This is a genomic window from Pseudoalteromonas sp. Z9A6 (assembly GCF_011378805.1).
Lineage (GTDB): Bacteria > Pseudomonadota > Gammaproteobacteria > Enterobacterales > Alteromonadaceae > Pseudoalteromonas > Pseudoalteromonas distincta.
Genome location: NZ_WTKZ01000001.1, coordinates 169,475 through 185,542, shown reverse-complemented (window position 1 = coordinate 185,542; position 16,068 = coordinate 169,475). Strand labels below are relative to the sequence as shown.

Annotated in this window: 14 protein-coding genes and 1 pseudogene; 13 read left to right on the top strand and 2 right to left on the bottom strand. The window is 38.1% G+C overall.

Annotated features, from left to right (window positions below; translation table 11 throughout):
- The first annotated feature begins 222 nt into the window (after positions 1 to 222).
- Both GQR53_RS00790 and GQR53_RS00785 read left to right on the top strand, forming a co-directional pair.
- Positions 223 to 840, top strand: coding sequence for a LysE family translocator (locus GQR53_RS00790; RefSeq protein WP_165742595.1), 618 nt, complete (start codon positions 223 to 225; stop codon positions 838 to 840).
- Between the two features lie 154 nt (positions 841 to 994).
- Entirely contained in the window at positions 995 to 1,411 is a 417-nt protein-coding gene (locus tag GQR53_RS00785; protein WP_231619873.1) for a DUF2798 domain-containing protein, read from the top strand.
- 71 nt (positions 1,412 to 1,482) lie between these two features.
- On the opposite strand, the gene GQR53_RS00780 is transcribed toward GQR53_RS00785, so the two are convergent.
- A complete protein-coding gene (locus tag GQR53_RS00780) occupies positions 1,483 to 1,995 on the bottom strand; it encodes a MarR family transcriptional regulator (RefSeq protein WP_165742594.1) in 513 nt (170 codons plus the stop codon).
- A gap of 180 nt (positions 1,996 to 2,175) precedes the next feature.
- Here GQR53_RS00780 and GQR53_RS00775 point away from each other — a divergent pair, with 180 nt between their 5' ends.
- Positions 2,176 to 3,063, top strand: a complete 888-nt coding sequence (locus GQR53_RS00775) for a haloalkane dehalogenase (protein ID WP_165742593.1) — start codon at positions 2,176 to 2,178, stop codon at positions 3,061 to 3,063.
- 120 nt (positions 3,064 to 3,183) lie between these two features.
- On the opposite strand, the gene uvrA is transcribed toward GQR53_RS00775, so the two are convergent.
- Positions 3,184 to 5,736: an excinuclease ABC subunit UvrA gene (gene uvrA, locus GQR53_RS00770; RefSeq protein ID WP_165742592.1), complete on the bottom strand. Its 2,553-nt coding sequence runs from the start codon at positions 5,734 to 5,736 to the stop codon at positions 3,184 to 3,186.
- Positions 5,737 to 5,991: 255 nt separating this feature from the next.
- Here uvrA and GQR53_RS00765 point away from each other — a divergent pair, with 255 nt between their 5' ends.
- From GQR53_RS00765 to GQR53_RS00720, 10 genes and pseudogenes are all read left to right on the top strand, one after another.
- Positions 5,992 to 6,396 carry a hypothetical protein gene (locus GQR53_RS00765; RefSeq protein WP_165742591.1) on the top strand — a complete coding sequence of 135 codons (405 nt, stop codon included), beginning with the start codon at positions 5,992 to 5,994 and terminating at the stop codon, positions 6,394 to 6,396.
- A gap of 55 nt (positions 6,397 to 6,451) precedes the next feature.
- On the top strand, positions 6,452 to 6,997 hold the full coding sequence (locus GQR53_RS00760; RefSeq protein ID WP_165742590.1) for a hypothetical protein: 546 nt from the start codon (positions 6,452 to 6,454) through the stop codon (positions 6,995 to 6,997).
- A gap of 592 nt (positions 6,998 to 7,589) precedes the next feature.
- Positions 7,590 to 8,141, top strand: coding sequence for an LPP20 family lipoprotein (locus tag GQR53_RS00755; protein WP_165742589.1), 552 nt, complete (start codon positions 7,590 to 7,592; stop codon positions 8,139 to 8,141).
- Between the two features lie 17 nt (positions 8,142 to 8,158).
- Positions 8,159 to 8,932, top strand: a complete 774-nt coding sequence (locus GQR53_RS00750; protein WP_165742588.1) for an ETEC_3214 domain-containing protein — start codon at positions 8,159 to 8,161, stop codon at positions 8,930 to 8,932.
- 14 nt (positions 8,933 to 8,946) lie between these two features.
- Positions 8,947 to 10,284, top strand: a complete 1,338-nt coding sequence (locus tag GQR53_RS00745; protein WP_165742587.1) for a transglycosylase SLT domain-containing protein — start codon at positions 8,947 to 8,949, stop codon at positions 10,282 to 10,284.
- 9 nt (positions 10,285 to 10,293) lie between these two features.
- Positions 10,294 to 11,211 carry an LPP20 family lipoprotein gene (locus GQR53_RS00740; RefSeq protein ID WP_165742586.1) on the top strand — a complete coding sequence of 306 codons (918 nt, stop codon included), beginning with the start codon at positions 10,294 to 10,296 and terminating at the stop codon, positions 11,209 to 11,211.
- A gap of 17 nt (positions 11,212 to 11,228) precedes the next feature.
- Positions 11,229 to 12,242, top strand: coding sequence for a hypothetical protein (locus GQR53_RS00735; protein ID WP_165742585.1), 1,014 nt, complete (start codon positions 11,229 to 11,231; stop codon positions 12,240 to 12,242).
- A 31-nt stretch (positions 12,243 to 12,273) separates the two neighbouring features.
- On the top strand, positions 12,274 to 13,260 hold the full coding sequence (locus tag GQR53_RS00730; RefSeq protein ID WP_165742584.1) for a DHH family phosphoesterase: 987 nt from the start codon (positions 12,274 to 12,276) through the stop codon (positions 13,258 to 13,260).
- Between the two features lie 15 nt (positions 13,261 to 13,275).
- The gene (locus GQR53_RS00725; protein WP_165742583.1) at positions 13,276 to 13,782 is read left to right on the top strand and encodes a YqhA family protein; all 507 of its coding nucleotides are present in this window, start codon (positions 13,276 to 13,278) and stop codon (positions 13,780 to 13,782) included.
- 797 nt (positions 13,783 to 14,579) lie between these two features.
- Positions 14,580 to 15,552 (top strand): annotated as a pseudogene (locus tag GQR53_RS00720) (transposase).
- The last annotated feature ends 516 nt before the right edge of the window (positions 15,553 to 16,068 follow it).

Below are 16,068 nucleotides of genomic sequence, written 5' to 3'. Positions count from 1 at the left end.
TCCCTTATGAAGCACATGGTTACCGTGCGCGTAAAAGCTTATTACATGTATTGTGGGAACAAGAACAGTGGTTAGATAAGTATTTGTTAAATGGTACAGCAGAGCCAGTAGAGGTTATTACTGAACCCGTGGTAAGTACTGGGCAATAATAACTTAAACATGAGTAAGCAACAGCGCGGCTACTTATAGCCGCGTTTTTGCTTTTAATATGAGAGTAAATTAATGATTGATGTAGCAGCACTTGCAGTTTTTATTCCTACGTTCTTTTTTGTGTCTATCACCCCAGGTATGTGTATGACCCTTGCCATGACACTCGGTATGAGCATTGGCGTGCGCCGCACATTATGGATGATGATAGGCGAGCTGTTAGGTGTAGCAACCGTTGCTATAGCTGCGGTATTAGGCGTTGCAAGCGTAATGCTAAATTACCCAGATGCGTTTGCCATTTTAAAGTGGGTAGGCGGTGCATACTTAATTTATATTGGCGTTAACATGTGGCGAGCCAAAGGCAAAATGTCGGTTGATACCTCAAAACCAAGTGACGTAAGTCGGAAGTCGTTATTTACGCAAGGTTTTGTAACCGCAATTGCTAACCCTAAAGGGTGGGCGTTTATGATTTCACTACTGCCACCCTTTATAAGTGTTGAGCATGCTGTAGCCCCTCAGCTTTTAGTATTGCTTGGTGTTATAATGACCACCGAGTTTTTAAGTATGTTAGCTTACGCAACAGGCGGTAAAAGCTTACGTTTATTTTTAAGCCGTGGTGATAATATAAAATGGATGAACCGTATTGCGGGTAGCTTAATGGGGTTAGTTGGAATTTGGCTTATTTTTGGTTAGCTCAAAAAGTGGTTGATATTGTCAATTAATTTGCTGTGGTTGATTTTGTCATCCATTTAACGCTTAAGGCATGCCCAAAAATGAGTACACCCGTATCAGCAAACCCAGTAATGGTTGAGCCTAAAAAACACCTGTAATTTATAAAATACTGGTTATGGTAAGTATTATTACCTTAATTGGCGGTACTCTAACTGGCATTATGACTCATGTGAATGTGGGTGTTACAGAGCATTTTTATATAGATTGGTTTACCTCATTTATAAGTGCAGTATTGGTTATGGCGCCTATTGGTTTTGTAATGATGACCTTAATGCACAAGCTAGTTAATAAGTTATTGCCTAGTAGTAGCGAGCTAAAACGTAATTTAGTTATTAGTGTTTTTATGGCGCTGATCATGGAGTCGGTGATGGCGTTTGTTACCGCTACTAATAATATTGGCTATGCAGATATGCGTGTATTTGTAACCGGATGGGCTGAAGGGTTATTAGCCGCATTACCAATAGGTTTAACTATAATGCTGATAATGTCGGTTACGGTAAAACCTAAAATAGAACGCTTTTTAAAAAGCTAACACTTTGAGCGCTAACGTATTAAAGCAAATAATTTAATACGTTTATAGTGGCAGATGCATGAAGTAATTAGTTACTTAATTGAGTTTTCTACCGGGCAGCCTTGTTTACGGCATACACCTTCGTTACATAATTTGCATATTTTACGTGCTTCTACCTGCTCGGTTGTTAGGCTGCCAAGTGCTATTTCTATCAAACTTAAAAAGCTTTGTTTTTGTTCATCATTAAAGTTGTTTAGTATTTTAGAGGTGGCTGTTTCTCTGCTGCCTAGTACTAGTTCAACTCTTTGGCTGCCTTTATCCGTTACGCATAAAACAACAGAGCGGGCATCTTTTACTGACTTTCGCCTTTCTACAAGTTCTTCTTTTTCAAGTGTATTTATTAATCTAACTGCACCAGAATGCGTTAAGCCTAAAACCTTGCTTAGTACATCAATGGTTTCATTAGGATGATTGTAAATAGTGACCAGTGCCGCTTCGTGGCTTAGGCTTCGCCCGCCTAATACGGCAATCTGTTTTTCAATGTCATTAGAAACAGAAGTAGCAAACGTGCCGATTAAATTTGATATATATTTTTCATTTTTCATAAATTTAATTATATGTGATTCGATCATATAAATATAGTGACAAATTAAGCGCTTTCATTTATTGTGTGACTCAGTCATGTATATTAACTCGAAATTAGTTAATCTACTTCGAATATTACACAAATTAGATGAGCGAGGATTTACCGCCAGCTCATCAGTTAAATAAAGCGATATAATTAAATGAAGAATGATTCAGAAACATTACGTTATGCAAAAAAGTTTAAAACTGTATTAGATAAAAAAATGGCTTATATAGATGAAGGCGAAGGTGATCCTATTGTATTTTTACATGGTAACCCTACATCTAGCTTCCTTTGGCGAAACGTTATGCCCTATTTGCAAGGAAAAGGGCGTTTAATTGTTATCGATATGATTGGATTAGGAGATTCACAAAAGTTAGATAACACCCATGAAGGCAGCTACTCACTTGCTGAAAACAGCAAATACACATTTGCACTTTTAGAAGCGTTGGGTGTAAATAATAACGTTACCTTGGTGCTGCACGATTGGGGTTCAGGCGTTGGTTTTAACTGGGCTAATACACATCGTGATGCTGTAAAAGCAATTGCGTTTATGGAAGCAATTGTTACTGACTTTCCAACATGGGACGATTTTCCTAAAGATTTGCACGGCCCTATTGGCACTATGCGCTCAGCTGAGGGTGAAAAAATGGTGCTTGATGACAACTTTTTTATTGAAACAATATTACCAGCGACCATTGCACGCAAATTAACGCAAGCAGAGCATGATGAGTATCGTAGACCCTTTATAAATGCAGGAGAAGATCGCCGTGCAATTTTAGCAGGGCCTCGCCAACTGCCCATTGCTGGAGAGCCTGCCGATACCGTGGCTTTAGTTAAAAGCTATGCGAGCTATTTAGCTAACTCTCACGATATTCCAAAGCTATTTATTAATGCTGAACCGGGTGCATTTTTAGTTGGTTACGCAAGAGATTTTGTGCGCACATGGCCAAACCTAACTGAGGTAACCGTAAGCGGTATTCACTATATTCAAGAGGATTCACCGCACGAAATAGGTAAAGCTATTTCAGATTGGTTACCAAGATAAAAACGGGATGTATTAGTAAACCTGAACTTTGGATAATTAATCTATCTCAAGCTGTTATTTTCAGCGTTAACTACCATATATAGATGACGCTTTTATACAACTAAAAGCGTCATCTATTAACTATTTAAGTAAAAATGGTGCGGTTTTACTCGCCTTTACGCTTGCCACTTTTTCGGGTGAACCTTGCGCTACAATTAAGCCGCCTTCTTCACCAGCACCAGGGCCTACATCAATTACCCAGTCACTATTACGGGCTACTTGCATATCGTGTTCAACCATAATAACGGTATTGCCAGCATCAACTAATTTATTTAACTGTGACATTAACATTGATACATCCGATGGATGCAGCCCTGTGGTTGGTTCATCAAGAACATAAAGCGTGTTGCCGCGCTGCGCACGTTGCAGCTCGGTGGCTAATTTAATACGTTGCGCTTCACCGCCAGAAAGCTCAGTTGCAGGTTGCCCTAAACGTAAATACCCAAGACCTACTTGCATAAGTGCATCGAGTGCTCGCAGTATTGCAGGTTCGTTTTCAAAAAAGGTATGCGCCGCTTCAACCGTTAAATTAAGGATATCGCTTATGTTTTTATCACGATATGTAACCTCAAGTGTTTGCTCGTTATAACGTTTGCCATGACACACTTGGCAAGGTGAGTAAACGCTTGGTAAAAACAGCAGTTCTATACTTACAAAGCCAACGCCTTCACAGTTTTTACAACGGCCTTTAGCTACATTAAACGAAAAACGACCGGCATCGTAACGGCGCTCTTTTGCTTTTTGGGTTGAAGCAAATAGCTTACGCACGTGATCAAACAAACCCGTGTAGGTAGCTAAGTTTGAACGAGGGGTACGGCCAATCGCTTTTTGATTTACGGTAATTAGGCGGCTTATATTATTTATACCTTCAATGATTTTTCCGCTGGTGTGTGTTTGCAGCTCCTGTTCGAGTAAGTCGGCTTCGTCGGTTGGCGCTTCCGTTATTATTTTTTGCCCAAGTGCTTCGTAAACAAGCTCTACTAGTGCTTGGCTTACTAGGCTTGATTTACCAGAGCCCGAAACCCCAGTAACTGTTGTCATAACACCCAATGGAAATTCTGCATTGAGTTTTTTAAGATTGTTACGCTCAATATCAGCTAATTTTAACCACGCTTTTGGCTGCCTTTGCTCCTTTTTTTGCGCGCTGTTTTGAGTAGACTCTTGACTGACATTTTTAGCAAAAAGGTGGCGGGCAGTGTGCGAATTTTTTACTTTGCTTAACCCTTCAACAGGGCCGCTGTAAATAATGTCGCCACCATGCACACCTGCATCAGGGCCTACATCAACAATCCAATCGGCATGTTTAACAACGCTAACATCGTGCTCAACAACAAATACAGAATTGCCAGCCGCTATTAACTCGTCGAGCGCTTTTAAAAGTGCTTGTGTGTCGGCAGGGTGTAAACCCGCTGAAGGTTCATCTAGCACGTAAACCACCCCAAATAATTTAGAGCGAATTTGTGTGGCAAGTCGCAATCGTTGTAGTTCTCCGGGTGAGAGCGTTGGCGTTGTACGCTCAAGCGACAAGTACCCTAAACCAAGCATGGTTAGTGCTTCAATACGAGTGAGAATGTCACTGGCAATGCGCTGCGTAACAATGGCTTGCTCTGGATTTTTTGTATTCTTATTTACTTTGGTGCTGGCGGCGTTACTTAGCTTTTTAGCAAGTTCGTTTAATGTAAGTTGAGATAGCTCGCCAATATCGAGCCCTGCAAATTTAACACTTAACGATGCTTGTTTTAATTTTTTACCTTGGCAAGTAGGGCACTGCGATATTTGCATAAACTGCGATACGCGCTTTTTAGTACGCGGGCTTTGGGTAGTAGCAAAAGACTGTAAAACAAAGCGTTTAGCGCTTGAAAAAGTTCCCATGTAGCTTGGATCTTCGTTATTTTTTATCGCATTCTGTGTTTGCTCATAGGTGTAATCTGGGTATACCGGCACAGTAGGTGTTTCGTCGGTAAATAAAATCCAATCCCGTGCTTTTTTAGAAAGTTTGTTCCAAGGTGTGTCTATGTCATAACCAAGGGAAGTAAGAATACGGCTTAGGTTTTTACCTTGCCATGCTGGTGGCCACGCTTCAATGGCGCGCTGGCGAATAGTTTTTGTATCGTCTGGCACAAGTAGCTTTTCGGTTACTTCAAACACTCGGCCTATTCCTGAGCATTCTGGGCACGCACCTTGTGGCGTATTCGGCGAAAACGCATCAGCATAAAGTATACCTTGGTCTTTTGGGTATTCACCTGCGCGTGAGTAAAGCATACGTAGCGCGTTAGAAATAGTTGTTATGCTGCCAACGGATGAGCGAACCGACGGTGCGCCGCGTTGCTGCTGCAAAGCAACGGCAGGCGGTAGCCCTTCAATAGAATCAACATCGGGCTCATCAACTTGATCTATCAACCTTCGGGCGTAAGGCGATACTGAATCAAGATAACGGTGCTGCGACTCAGCAAACAGCGTTCCAAACGCAAGCGACGACTTTCCAGAGCCCGATATTCCTGTAAAAACAACCAATGCGTTACGAGGTAAATCAACGTCTACATTTTTTAAGTTGTGAACGCGTGCCCCTCTTACTTGAATGCTATTACTGGGATCAGATAAATCCATTGTTGAGTTTTTATGTGTGCTTGCCATACGTTTATACTCCTGTTTAATCGCGCTTTTTACTTTAAGTTAGCTTTAATTATTTACTCTTATCACTCGTTATTACCCTAAAGTAGCGCAAGCAAACTGAATGAGCGCTTAGTCTGCAGCGGCGCAGCCAAAGCGCTGGGTAAAATTGCGATGATTGTTTGTTTACATAATAGGTATGGGATGCGAATATAATTTAAACAGTTATTGTTATGTAATTTACTAGGTATTCTACTTGGTGATAAAAAGGAACTAACAGTGAATAAAGCCTTAGTGATCATTTTATTGGTGCTTTCGTGGGCAACCCAAGCTGACTCTATTAAAGCGCTAAATGTTGACCTTGCAGTACCAAATAGCATGCACTTATCGTTTGCAAACGATAGCAACATAACCCCTAAAAAAGGGGATTTTAAAATCGTTAATTATGTATTAATGATCAATGAAGAGGGCGAACGCTGGGCTGTTATAACGCTAACTAACTTATCGTTGGGCAATCGAGAATTAGGCGAGGAGCACTTACTTGCACTTTTTGCTGACGGCAGCCGATTCATGCCAATGGAATTTAAACTCGGTTTCAAAGGCAACGAAACACAATCGGTAACTGTATCGTTTGCCGATTATAAATTCCCTATTTTAAGTGTGTATTCGAGTAACGATTTGTAACTAATAACGATGCGATAATATTAAATTAGGGATATTTCTAAAATTAAGGGTTTTTATGAAGTTTGAAGATGCGCAACAAAATATGAACCTCGCATACTTCGGTGGTGGAACCGGTGTATTAGTGTCTGGCTTGGTTTGGTGTATAGCTGGCTTTGTCGCATTACTGCATTCAAATCAATCGAGTATGCTTACTTTGTTTTTTGGTGGTATGTTTATACATCCTTTAGCCATGCTACTTTCAAAAGCTCTTAAACGCTCTGGCAATCATGACCCTAAAAACCCATTAGGTAAATTGGCCTTAGAAAGCACTATTATTTTATTTGTTGGTTTGTTTTTAGCGTTTTACGTAGCAAAACTTCAAGCTGAATGGTTTTATTCAATAATGCTGATGATAATTGGTGTTCGCTATTTAGTTTTCAACACTTTATATGGCATGAAAGTGTACTGGATTTTAGGTGCTTCGCTTATGTTTTTTGGCATGTTGTGTATTGTATTAAATGCCAATTTTGTAATCGGCGCCTTTATTGGCGGGATAACCGAAATAGTATTTGCGCTAGTGATATTTGCCCAATCGAAAGGTATGGTTTTAAAAACAGAATAACTCCCGGTCATAATGATAAAAAATAGTGTGCTATAGCAAAGGTTTTTAAAGTATGCGGTATCTGCAAATTGCTAGTAGTCGGCTTTGAGCTCACAGCCATTGAAAGACGCTCAGGGGTTATAATGTCAGGAAAATCCGTACTAGCCTACAAACTCAAGCCTGATTTCAGCAATCAAATGCATTAATCAATTCAAGCCTTACATTCAACAGTTAAACAATTTTCGGTAAGTGACATTGATGGTTTTAATTGCCTAAATGAATCAAGGTCACTCAAATAGCGTTCAAGCCTTAAATGTACTTAGTTAAACCAAGTTCTTTTTTAATCATGAGGTTTAGCTTTCCAAAATCTGATTGAGGTAAATGTGATAAACAGTCACGGACCTTACTTTAGGGGGTGGGTGGACCATCGATAACACTTTGGTGCTTCGTAGAGGTTCTTAAATGCATGTACTTTAAGAATTTTTGTAAGAGAAAGTGTTGACCTTATCGTAGGTACTGTAGTTTAATGCCGTTATTATATAGAGATACATTTGTTAACTTTTTGTTGGTGCATGTTGTTCTATTGGATATCTCGCAATTTAAGGGACTAAAAATGTTTAAAGTTAAAGCGATAATTTTATCAATTACCGTATGTTCAGTACTAATTTCAGGTTGTAACTCTACACCTAAAAATAACGCTTCAGAGATGGGGATGAAAATACCTTCGTGGGTGTTGAACCCTTCAGCTGAGAGTGGCTTAATTGCTTCATCGTGCGTTGTCGCATCAAATAGCTTTGCGATGGACAAAACAGAAGCAACGACGCAAGCACGTGCTGAACTTGCAAAACAACTTGATACTCGTATTGCTTCATTACAAGAGCAGTATTCTGAGAAAATTACTAACCCAGATGAAACCGTATCAAAATCAAAATTCTTAAGCACGACGACTCAGTTTACCGAGCAAGCATTACGTTCATCAAAAGTTATTAAAGTTGATTATGCACAAATGGCTGATCAGAAAAACTTATGCGCTTTAGTGACAGTAACTGAAGAAGGTGCACAATCACTATTTAAACAAGTTATGAAGAAGGCACCGGTTAAGTTAAGCCCAGAAAATGAAACTTTACTGTATTTAAATTTCACTAAAGCTGAAAACGCACAATAGTTGTTAGGACAAATATAATGACAACAGAAATGAAAAACAGTGATGCTGAACAGCAACAAGGCGTAAAAAATAAATCTCTCTATGAATATTTTGTCGCTATTGCCTTAGGTTTAATGGCAATAGGGCAATGGGGTGATACTAAAGATATTGCGATTGAAGCTTGGCAGTTAACGCTGTCAAAATTCACCCATAAGTATGAATATGAATCGCTAAACCATGTAAATGTCGGCAGCAACTTAAAATATATCTCAACACATTTCGGTCAGCCAAAGTTAATTAAAAAAAGTAAATATCATGAAAATTTAAACTTTGCGTATTACCTTGAAAAAAAGTTTATTCTAACTTTAATTTTAGAAGGTGACAGAGTAAACGCTTATACCATTACTGGTTTAGTTGACGACTTTGTTCCTTATGGGTTACTTGATAAGCGAGAAAAAGAAAATACCTTATCGATTGCTGATAATTATACTGAATTTCAAGACTTTACATTAGATTTTAACAATGTTGAGTTCTTACTCGTGAAAGAAGAATTGGGTAAAGAAAAACTGTTTGTCAATCAATATTTTGGTGCTATTGGTTATGAGCAAAATATTAATGCTTCAAAAGCCGAGTTCAAAGGCTTATATGAAAAGCTTAATATGAATGATGAAGCCCCAAGTTTATTGGCAGACGTTAAGCGACTTACTAAGCAGGTGAGAAACAACTTTTACGGTGTTGGTGAGGTGAGTTTGTCGATAGTGGCAGATTCAGTATTAACAGACTTTGAGTATTCGTTGTATTACAAAAAATAAGGATGTTTTTTATCATGGCTTTAAAGCGAATGTTGTCATTAGCACTTGTTATCTGTGCGTCATCAGCAAGTTCAGCTGCTTATGAGGTGCAAAATGATTTTGCCGATTTCAAAAAGAAATACCAGAGCAAGCACAAAGAATATACAGATGACTACACCCAACGTTATGAAGCTTATAAAAAAGAGCTGATTGAAAAGTGGGGTGTCGCAGAGCTAAGCTCAGACACTGAATATGTTGTTTACTCTGATGATAAAAGCGTTAAAGTCATTGCTAATTTTGAAAACGACACTATCGAAGTCAATATTCAACGTGATGATCAACAAGGTCAAATTACGGCAGAAGAAGAAGAGGTAATGATACGTGATGCTATTATGGAAGCGCTCAATGTATCCCCTAAAGCGGCTGCTAAACAAAATGTTGAATTTGCTTTTACGCCTGCGAATAATCCTCAAACTGCTTTAACCCCTAAACTTAAAAAACCAGCGAAAAAAGTATCTTCAAAACAAGATACCTTGTTGAAGCATCTTGGAGTTAAGAACGGAAAAGAGCTAAAAGCCGCCTTAACTATGGTTGAAGAAGTTCCGGCAGAAAAACAACAAGCGATAGTTGTTGCCAGAACAGAAAAAAGGCTTTCGCAACAAATTACTCAAGTTGAACAGTTTGTTGAGCGTGAAGAGCTTCCCCCGAAACAAAAAAAACGTGCTCAGCGTAAAGTTGCGGAGTTAAACAGTCAGCTAAATGAATTAAATCAAAGGCAAGATATTCTAACGAAGAAAAATATAAAGTCTTATAAAATCCAGCTAAAACGCGATCGCTTTAATAAAGCTGAAAAGTATTTATCCCAAGTGGCTATGCAAGCTGATCAGTGGAAGGTTGATCAAGAGGTTTTACTTGCGATTATGGAAACCGAAAGCCATTTTAACCCTATGGCTAAATCACACATTCCTGCTTACGGTTTAATGCAAATAGTGCCATCGACTGCCGGTGCTGATGTAAATAAGAAAATATTTTCCATCAACAAAAACCCGACGCCAGAGCTTTTACTTAATGGTACAAAAAATATTGAATACGGCAGTGCTTATTTCAACATCTTACTGACCCGCTACTTGAAAGAAGTTGAAAACCCAACAAGCCGTATGTATTGCGCAATTGCAGCTTACAACACAGGTATAGGCAATTTAGCGAGAGCTTTCAATAATGGTGAAAGAGGCCGCATGAAAGCGATTAATAAAATTAATAAAATGACACCAGAGCAAGTGTTCAAAGTAATTAAAACTAAAACCCATACCGAAACTCAGCGTTACCTGATCAAAGTTGTAAATAGTAAAAACTATTTTGCAGAGCATATATAAGGAAAGGCTATGTTTTTACGTTATATAATTACTACTTTTATTTGCTTAATCACTTGGAACAGTTTTGCATTAGATGTGCCTGTGGATAACAAGCAATTCATTTATGGATTAGGTACTGATGTAACCTACGGCCAAGCCCAAAAATCAGCGATGGCTGATATTGTCATGAAACTATCAACCCGCATAACGGCTAAATCTCAAATCACCCAAACGAAAGAAAACAACCAAACGCAAACACGTGCTACTCAAAAAACCGAGGCGGTTAGTCGTGGTATTGAGCTGCCGAATGTTGAAGTAGTGGCGAGTGAAGAAAAACTAGGTAATTGGTATGTTCTAGTGCGAACTGAACGTAAGCTAGTACAACGCTCTATTAAGCATCAATTGGTAAATTTAAATGTTGATCTACTTTTCGCTTTAGAAGAATTTAAAGGTAAATATACGCCTTCATGTTTCTATGCGCTTTCTGATGAACAGATCAACAAAGAAAAGTTGAATGAGCTTATCCCTGCTTATGTTGGCTCTGGTATTAGCGATGGTTCAGAAAATGAGTTTTATCAAACCATTAATACTTTCGAACGTACGTTTAAAAAATGTAAAAAGCGTAATAGATACACTTTAGTTTTTTCAGAATTGGTTAGTTCTGAGTTTAAAAGTTCAGCAATAAAGTTTTTAAAAAATAGTGGCTTTTACATTGTTGGTAGTGGTGAAAATACTGGTGTTGTGCAATTCAATATTAAGAAAAATCAAACACTAGCCTATAAAAACCATCTTACAATTTTAAATACTGAAATTTTAGTATTTGATGAAACTGACACTTTGAAATACCAAGAATCATTCAAAGTGAAAGGCTCTTCGTTTGAGTCAAAATCTCAGTCTTTAGCAAGAGCTGAAAAAAGCTTATTGAAGAAAATAAAATTAAATAATTGATAAAAGGGAATTAACAAATGAACAAGAAGAGTCTTTTAGTTAGCATGGTAGCCACTTTAACCATCACAGCGTGTGTTTCTACTCAGCCACCAACTGCATTACCAACATTTCCAGATGTTAATATTGATTCTTTACCGGGTACGCCTGATGATATAAGCAGTATTCGAAGCAGTAAATTGCTTGTTGCTCAAGGCACTAAAGCAGGTTTGCCAGAATATGTGCAAGCTTTATTTGCTGACAACATTCGAGAATTCGTTGTTGATAGTGGCTCAGAAGTTATTGATCGCCAAATGGCACAGCGTTTTATGGAAGAAATTCAACTAAAAGAAAACTTAGCTGAAGACTATGATGTTTATGAAGGTCCGGTAGAAGCTAAGTTCTTAGTTATCCCAACGATTACAAGTTACTCTTGGAGTAGTGAATATGAAAAGTCTTACACAACTAAAAATAAAAAAGGTGAGAGCACAAGTCATCCTGATGAATGTGATTACACTGGCCGAGCAAAAGGTAACATCCAGATTCGTTCATTACCTTCAATGCAGCAAATTTTATCTGTGAACTTATCTGGCCTTGAGACTGGTTCACAAGAGAATCCTTCTAGTCGAAATTGTAATGATAGTGGCATGATAAATAGCGCCATTAAAGGGGCTATTGGTGAGTTACTTGAAAAAGGTGATGACGATTATGTAACTTTAAGCAAATATGTAGGTTCACAAGGAATAGTTACTGGTGCTAAGCAAGCTGAAGGTAAAATATATTTTGAAACTAACTTAGGTCGTATACACGGTGCTAAAGCAGAACAAGCGGTTGCTATTTATATAGAAATGGATGGAGAGTTAGTTAAAATTGCTGATGGCGAACTTGTAGATAAAGATAATATCTTTAATCGTAAGTCATTTATAGCAGTTGAAGAAGAGCACCAATCACGTATTAAGCGCGGAATGATCGTAATGCTTTCAGGTGAGTGTACAAACATGCTTTGTTCATTAGACAACACAATAAAGTCCACAATAGAATCTTTACAAGAATAACAATTATGACTGTAGTAGATACCTTATTGTTATGAAAAGCAAAGAAGAGGTTTTAGCCTTTATTAAACGATTACCCCCGCTTCAGCGGGTGATAATTCAGGCGCATGATTTTCCTGATCATGATGCTATTTCTTCTGCGTATGCATTATCAGTGCTGCTATCTCACTATGGGATCAGCACTCTGATTGTTTACAACGGAGAAATTGACAGAATTTCACTTTCCAACCTGATCCAATGGTTAGAAATTCCAATTTATCATTGCTCACAAGTAAAGTTAAATCCGTCAGATAAAATCATTAATGTTGATGGTTGCATCGGTGAGAAAAATGTAACAGACGTGCCGGGCGATGAGATAGCAGTAATAGATCATCACACTATTAAACCTACTAAATCATTTTGGTTTAAAGATATTCGTAGTGATTATGGAGCCACTGCGACCATTATCTGGGAATATTATAAGTTACTTGGTATAGAAATGTCAGTACAGGTGGCGAGCGCGTTATTAGTAGGATTAAATGTTGATACCGCGAATATGACAAGGGGCTTCTGTAAAGCTGATATTAAGGCTTTTGTTTACTTAAATGCCCGCTCAGATTTATCCTTTGTTAATCGTGTGTTGAGAAATACCTTGATGCAAGAGGAACTAAGGAATTTTGAGCACGCGTTTAGAAATTTGTCTGTTAATAATGGTGTTGCCTCTGTGATACTACCTGAACCATGTCCTAAGAATATGCTAGGTATGCTGGGAGATTTTCTTTTATCCGTTAACGAATTTGATGTTGTTATTATAGCTGTTAAACAAAATAATGGTTTGCAACTATCGTTTCGTTCTGAGTGCCAATATGTTGATGTTGGGCAGTTAGCAAGAGAAACCTTAAATAATACCAATAGAGGTTTTGGTGGCGGACATAGGCATATGGCTGGCGGCATTGTTTTACCTGAATATATAAGTATGTTCACTGAAAAAAATAACCATTTTAAACCATTCATTAAAAAAATTAGTGAATGGCGCGCTTAATTATAAGAGGGAAGTATGGAAAAACTGTTTGAGTCAATGCTTTGGAACAGCCGAATTGTACTCGTTTTTGGTGTTATCTCATGTATGGTGACTGGTGTCGCTTTGATTTGTTTGGGCTTATATGAAGTTATTCATCTAATTTCAGCTTTATTTGATTATTTAATTACTCACTCAAGCAATGTAACCCGCGACAATATTATTCTTTTTGTAGTTGAAATTTTAGATACGTTTCTGCTGTCAGCTATATTATTTATCTTTGCTTTTGGTTTATACGAACTGTTTATCAGTCCAATAGAAAATTCACGGCAGCATACATCAAAAGCTTATGAGATAAAAACGATAGATCAGCTAAAAGCTAAGCTAGGTAAAGTTGTTATCATGCTATTAGTGATCAAGGTATTTGCTTACCTTGTTGAAATTAAACCTAAATCTATGGTTGAACTACTATACTTAGCTATTATAGTTTTATTGGTAGCGATAAGTTTATGGCTTGGTCATGCCGAAATAAAGCGATCCAATTAAGCTTTATTAAACGTTTACTATAAATGTTTTGTACTTTTAAGGTGTAAATTTTATCTTACTATTCAAAACATAAAACAATCTTTTAAGTTTTTGGTGTTAACTTGTCGATCGGGTGCTACTTTTGAACAATCAAGTTACATTACTTCTGCTTGAGGCTGAGAGTTCAACTGAAGAATGCAACGCTATCCTTATTATTAGTTAAAGAAGCGTTTACATGAAACAGAGAAAGCGTATTTATAATAATGCAGAACAAAAAAGGTTAATTTGGGGTCGAAATTAGCATGGTGATAGTGCGGATGATATAGGAAGATTATTTGGACGATACTATTCATCTATATTAGGTATTATCCATAAAACAGGCGGCGTATGGCCGCTTGAGCCGAAATGCTCACAAGTAACACTAACTCTTGCACAACGAGAAAGCATTTCACGAGGGTTGGCAGCAAGTAAATCACTTCGAGAAATAGCGATATATCTGCAGTGTTATAAAACAATTGAGCTGCATAAGATTTCTGGAGTAAGAATGTAATGCCAATAAAAGGATATAAAATTAAAACAGTTCTGTAATTTGTTGGCTATGGTTTAGAGCTCAAGCTTTAAGCACATAAGAAAATACTATAGGTAAAGTCCGCTTATGGCCACCCTCCAATCACTTGACAACATATAATGTTGATAATAATTGACTAGGTATTTTACTGTGTCGGATAGACAATAGAAAAGACACCCACTCTAAATTTTGCACTTTATGAAAAGAAGTACTGGGCTTTATTTAGTTCACAAAACAAGCAGAGTGTCTTATGGCTATCGCAAGAAAGGGCCTAATAAGTTTGGTTGATACAAAATACTACCACTGTATTTCTCGTTGCGTGCGTCGTGCTTTTGTGTGGTGAAGACCACTTTACAGGCAAGTCTTACGAGCACCGCAGAGGCTGGGTTGAAGATAAGCTGCTTGAATTAGCGAAGGTATTTTGTATTGATGTATGTGCTTACGCTGTTATGAGTAATCACACCCACTTAGTACTGTATGTTGATGATAAAAAAGCGAATCGATTAAACGATAAAGCGATTATCATTCGCTGGCATAAGCTCTGTAAAGGCACTGTACTTACGCAAAAATATGTACAAGGTGAAAAGCTAAGTAAAGCCGAACTTATCTTTTTCAATCAAACAGTAAACCAATACCGCGAGCGCCTATCCAGTATTAGCTGGTTTATGCGATTACTAAATGAAGATATTGCCCGCAGAGCGAACAAAGAAGATAATTGCACAGGTAGGTTTTGGGAGGGACGTTTTACGTCCCAAGCACTTCTGGATGAAGCGGCACTTGCTGCTTGTATGGCGTATGTCGATTTAAACCCAATTAGAGCCAAAATGGCTAACACCCCAGAGGAGTCATACCATACCAGCATCAAACAGCGTTTAACGTATGTAAAGGTTGGCAAGCAACCAAAACAACTACTGCGCTTTGCAGGCATGCCATGTCAAATTATGCCAAAAGGGCTGCCGTTTCAGTTTAAATCGTACCTTGAACTTGTTGAGTTAACTGGACATTGTATACGAGAAGACAAACGAGGTTATATTGAAAGTTCGCACCTACCCTTACTCGAAAGAGTGAATATATCCCCCCGAAAACTGGTTAAAACTCACCACACAATTTACGCGTGTATTTCATGGTGCAGTAGGCAGGCCAAGTTCACAAGCAAGTTACTGTAAAATTTAAACAGAAAGCGACGGGCGAATATCAGTAACTGCGAAAAGCTACTTGCATAAAACTTAAGCTACTCAGTAAAACTATTCAGTAATAAATCACAACTGCACCATGCAGCCATTTTTATGCGTGTGATTTAGGTTTAATAGAGTTAATGACTTATTTAATAGGTGAAATGGAAGTAATCCAGTAGGAAAGGTAAATTTTTAACCTAAAAGATAAATTTTATGACACAGTTTGGTATGTATAATTAAAGTGGCTGTCTAGCTTCGCCGTTGGTTGGAGCTTATAGACTATGGATTGGGGCGTAACTTGGATAATTTGGCCTGTAGGGGCTGTACTTTTTGCTGCACTGGTTGGATTAATTATAATTAAAGTGGCTGTCTAGTTTCACCGTTGGTAGGAAAGGTAAATTTTTAACCTAAAAGATAAATTTTATGACACAGTTTGGTATGTATAATTAAAGTGGCTGTCTAATTTCGCCGAGCCTCTAGATACCGTAAAGAGTAGACGTGTAAAACGTGCTGAAAAACTCGCTGCATTCTACTGGCCTTTGCTAATCGCTATCTTTCTTGGTT

Excerpts from the sequence above, each read along its gene's own strand:
- GQR53_RS00790 (WP_165742595.1), top strand. The coding sequence starts at position 223 with ATGATTGATGTAGCAGCACTTGCAGTTTTTATTCCTACGTTCTTTTTT.
- GQR53_RS00785 (WP_231619873.1), top strand. The coding sequence starts at position 995 with ATGGTAAGTATTATTACCTTAATTGGCGGTACTCTAACTGGCATTATG.
- GQR53_RS00780 (WP_165742594.1), bottom strand. The coding sequence starts at position 1,995 with ATGAAAAATGAAAAATATATATCAAATTTAATCGGCACGTTTGCTACT.
- GQR53_RS00775 (WP_165742593.1), top strand. The coding sequence starts at position 2,176 with ATGAAGAATGATTCAGAAACATTACGTTATGCAAAAAAGTTTAAAACT.
- uvrA (WP_165742592.1), bottom strand. The coding sequence starts at position 5,736 with ATGGCAAGCACACATAAAAACTCAACAATGGATTTATCTGATCCCAGT.
- GQR53_RS00760 (WP_165742590.1), top strand. The coding sequence starts at position 6,452 with ATGAAGTTTGAAGATGCGCAACAAAATATGAACCTCGCATACTTCGGT.
- GQR53_RS00755 (WP_165742589.1), top strand. The coding sequence starts at position 7,590 with ATGTTTAAAGTTAAAGCGATAATTTTATCAATTACCGTATGTTCAGTA.
- GQR53_RS00750 (WP_165742588.1), top strand. The coding sequence starts at position 8,159 with ATGACAACAGAAATGAAAAACAGTGATGCTGAACAGCAACAAGGCGTA.
- GQR53_RS00745 (WP_165742587.1), top strand. The coding sequence starts at position 8,947 with ATGGCTTTAAAGCGAATGTTGTCATTAGCACTTGTTATCTGTGCGTCA.
- GQR53_RS00740 (WP_165742586.1), top strand. The coding sequence starts at position 10,294 with ATGTTTTTACGTTATATAATTACTACTTTTATTTGCTTAATCACTTGG.
- GQR53_RS00735 (WP_165742585.1), top strand. The coding sequence starts at position 11,229 with ATGAACAAGAAGAGTCTTTTAGTTAGCATGGTAGCCACTTTAACCATC.
- GQR53_RS00730 (WP_165742584.1), top strand. The coding sequence starts at position 12,274 with ATGAAAAGCAAAGAAGAGGTTTTAGCCTTTATTAAACGATTACCCCCG.
- GQR53_RS00725 (WP_165742583.1), top strand. The coding sequence starts at position 13,276 with ATGGAAAAACTGTTTGAGTCAATGCTTTGGAACAGCCGAATTGTACTC.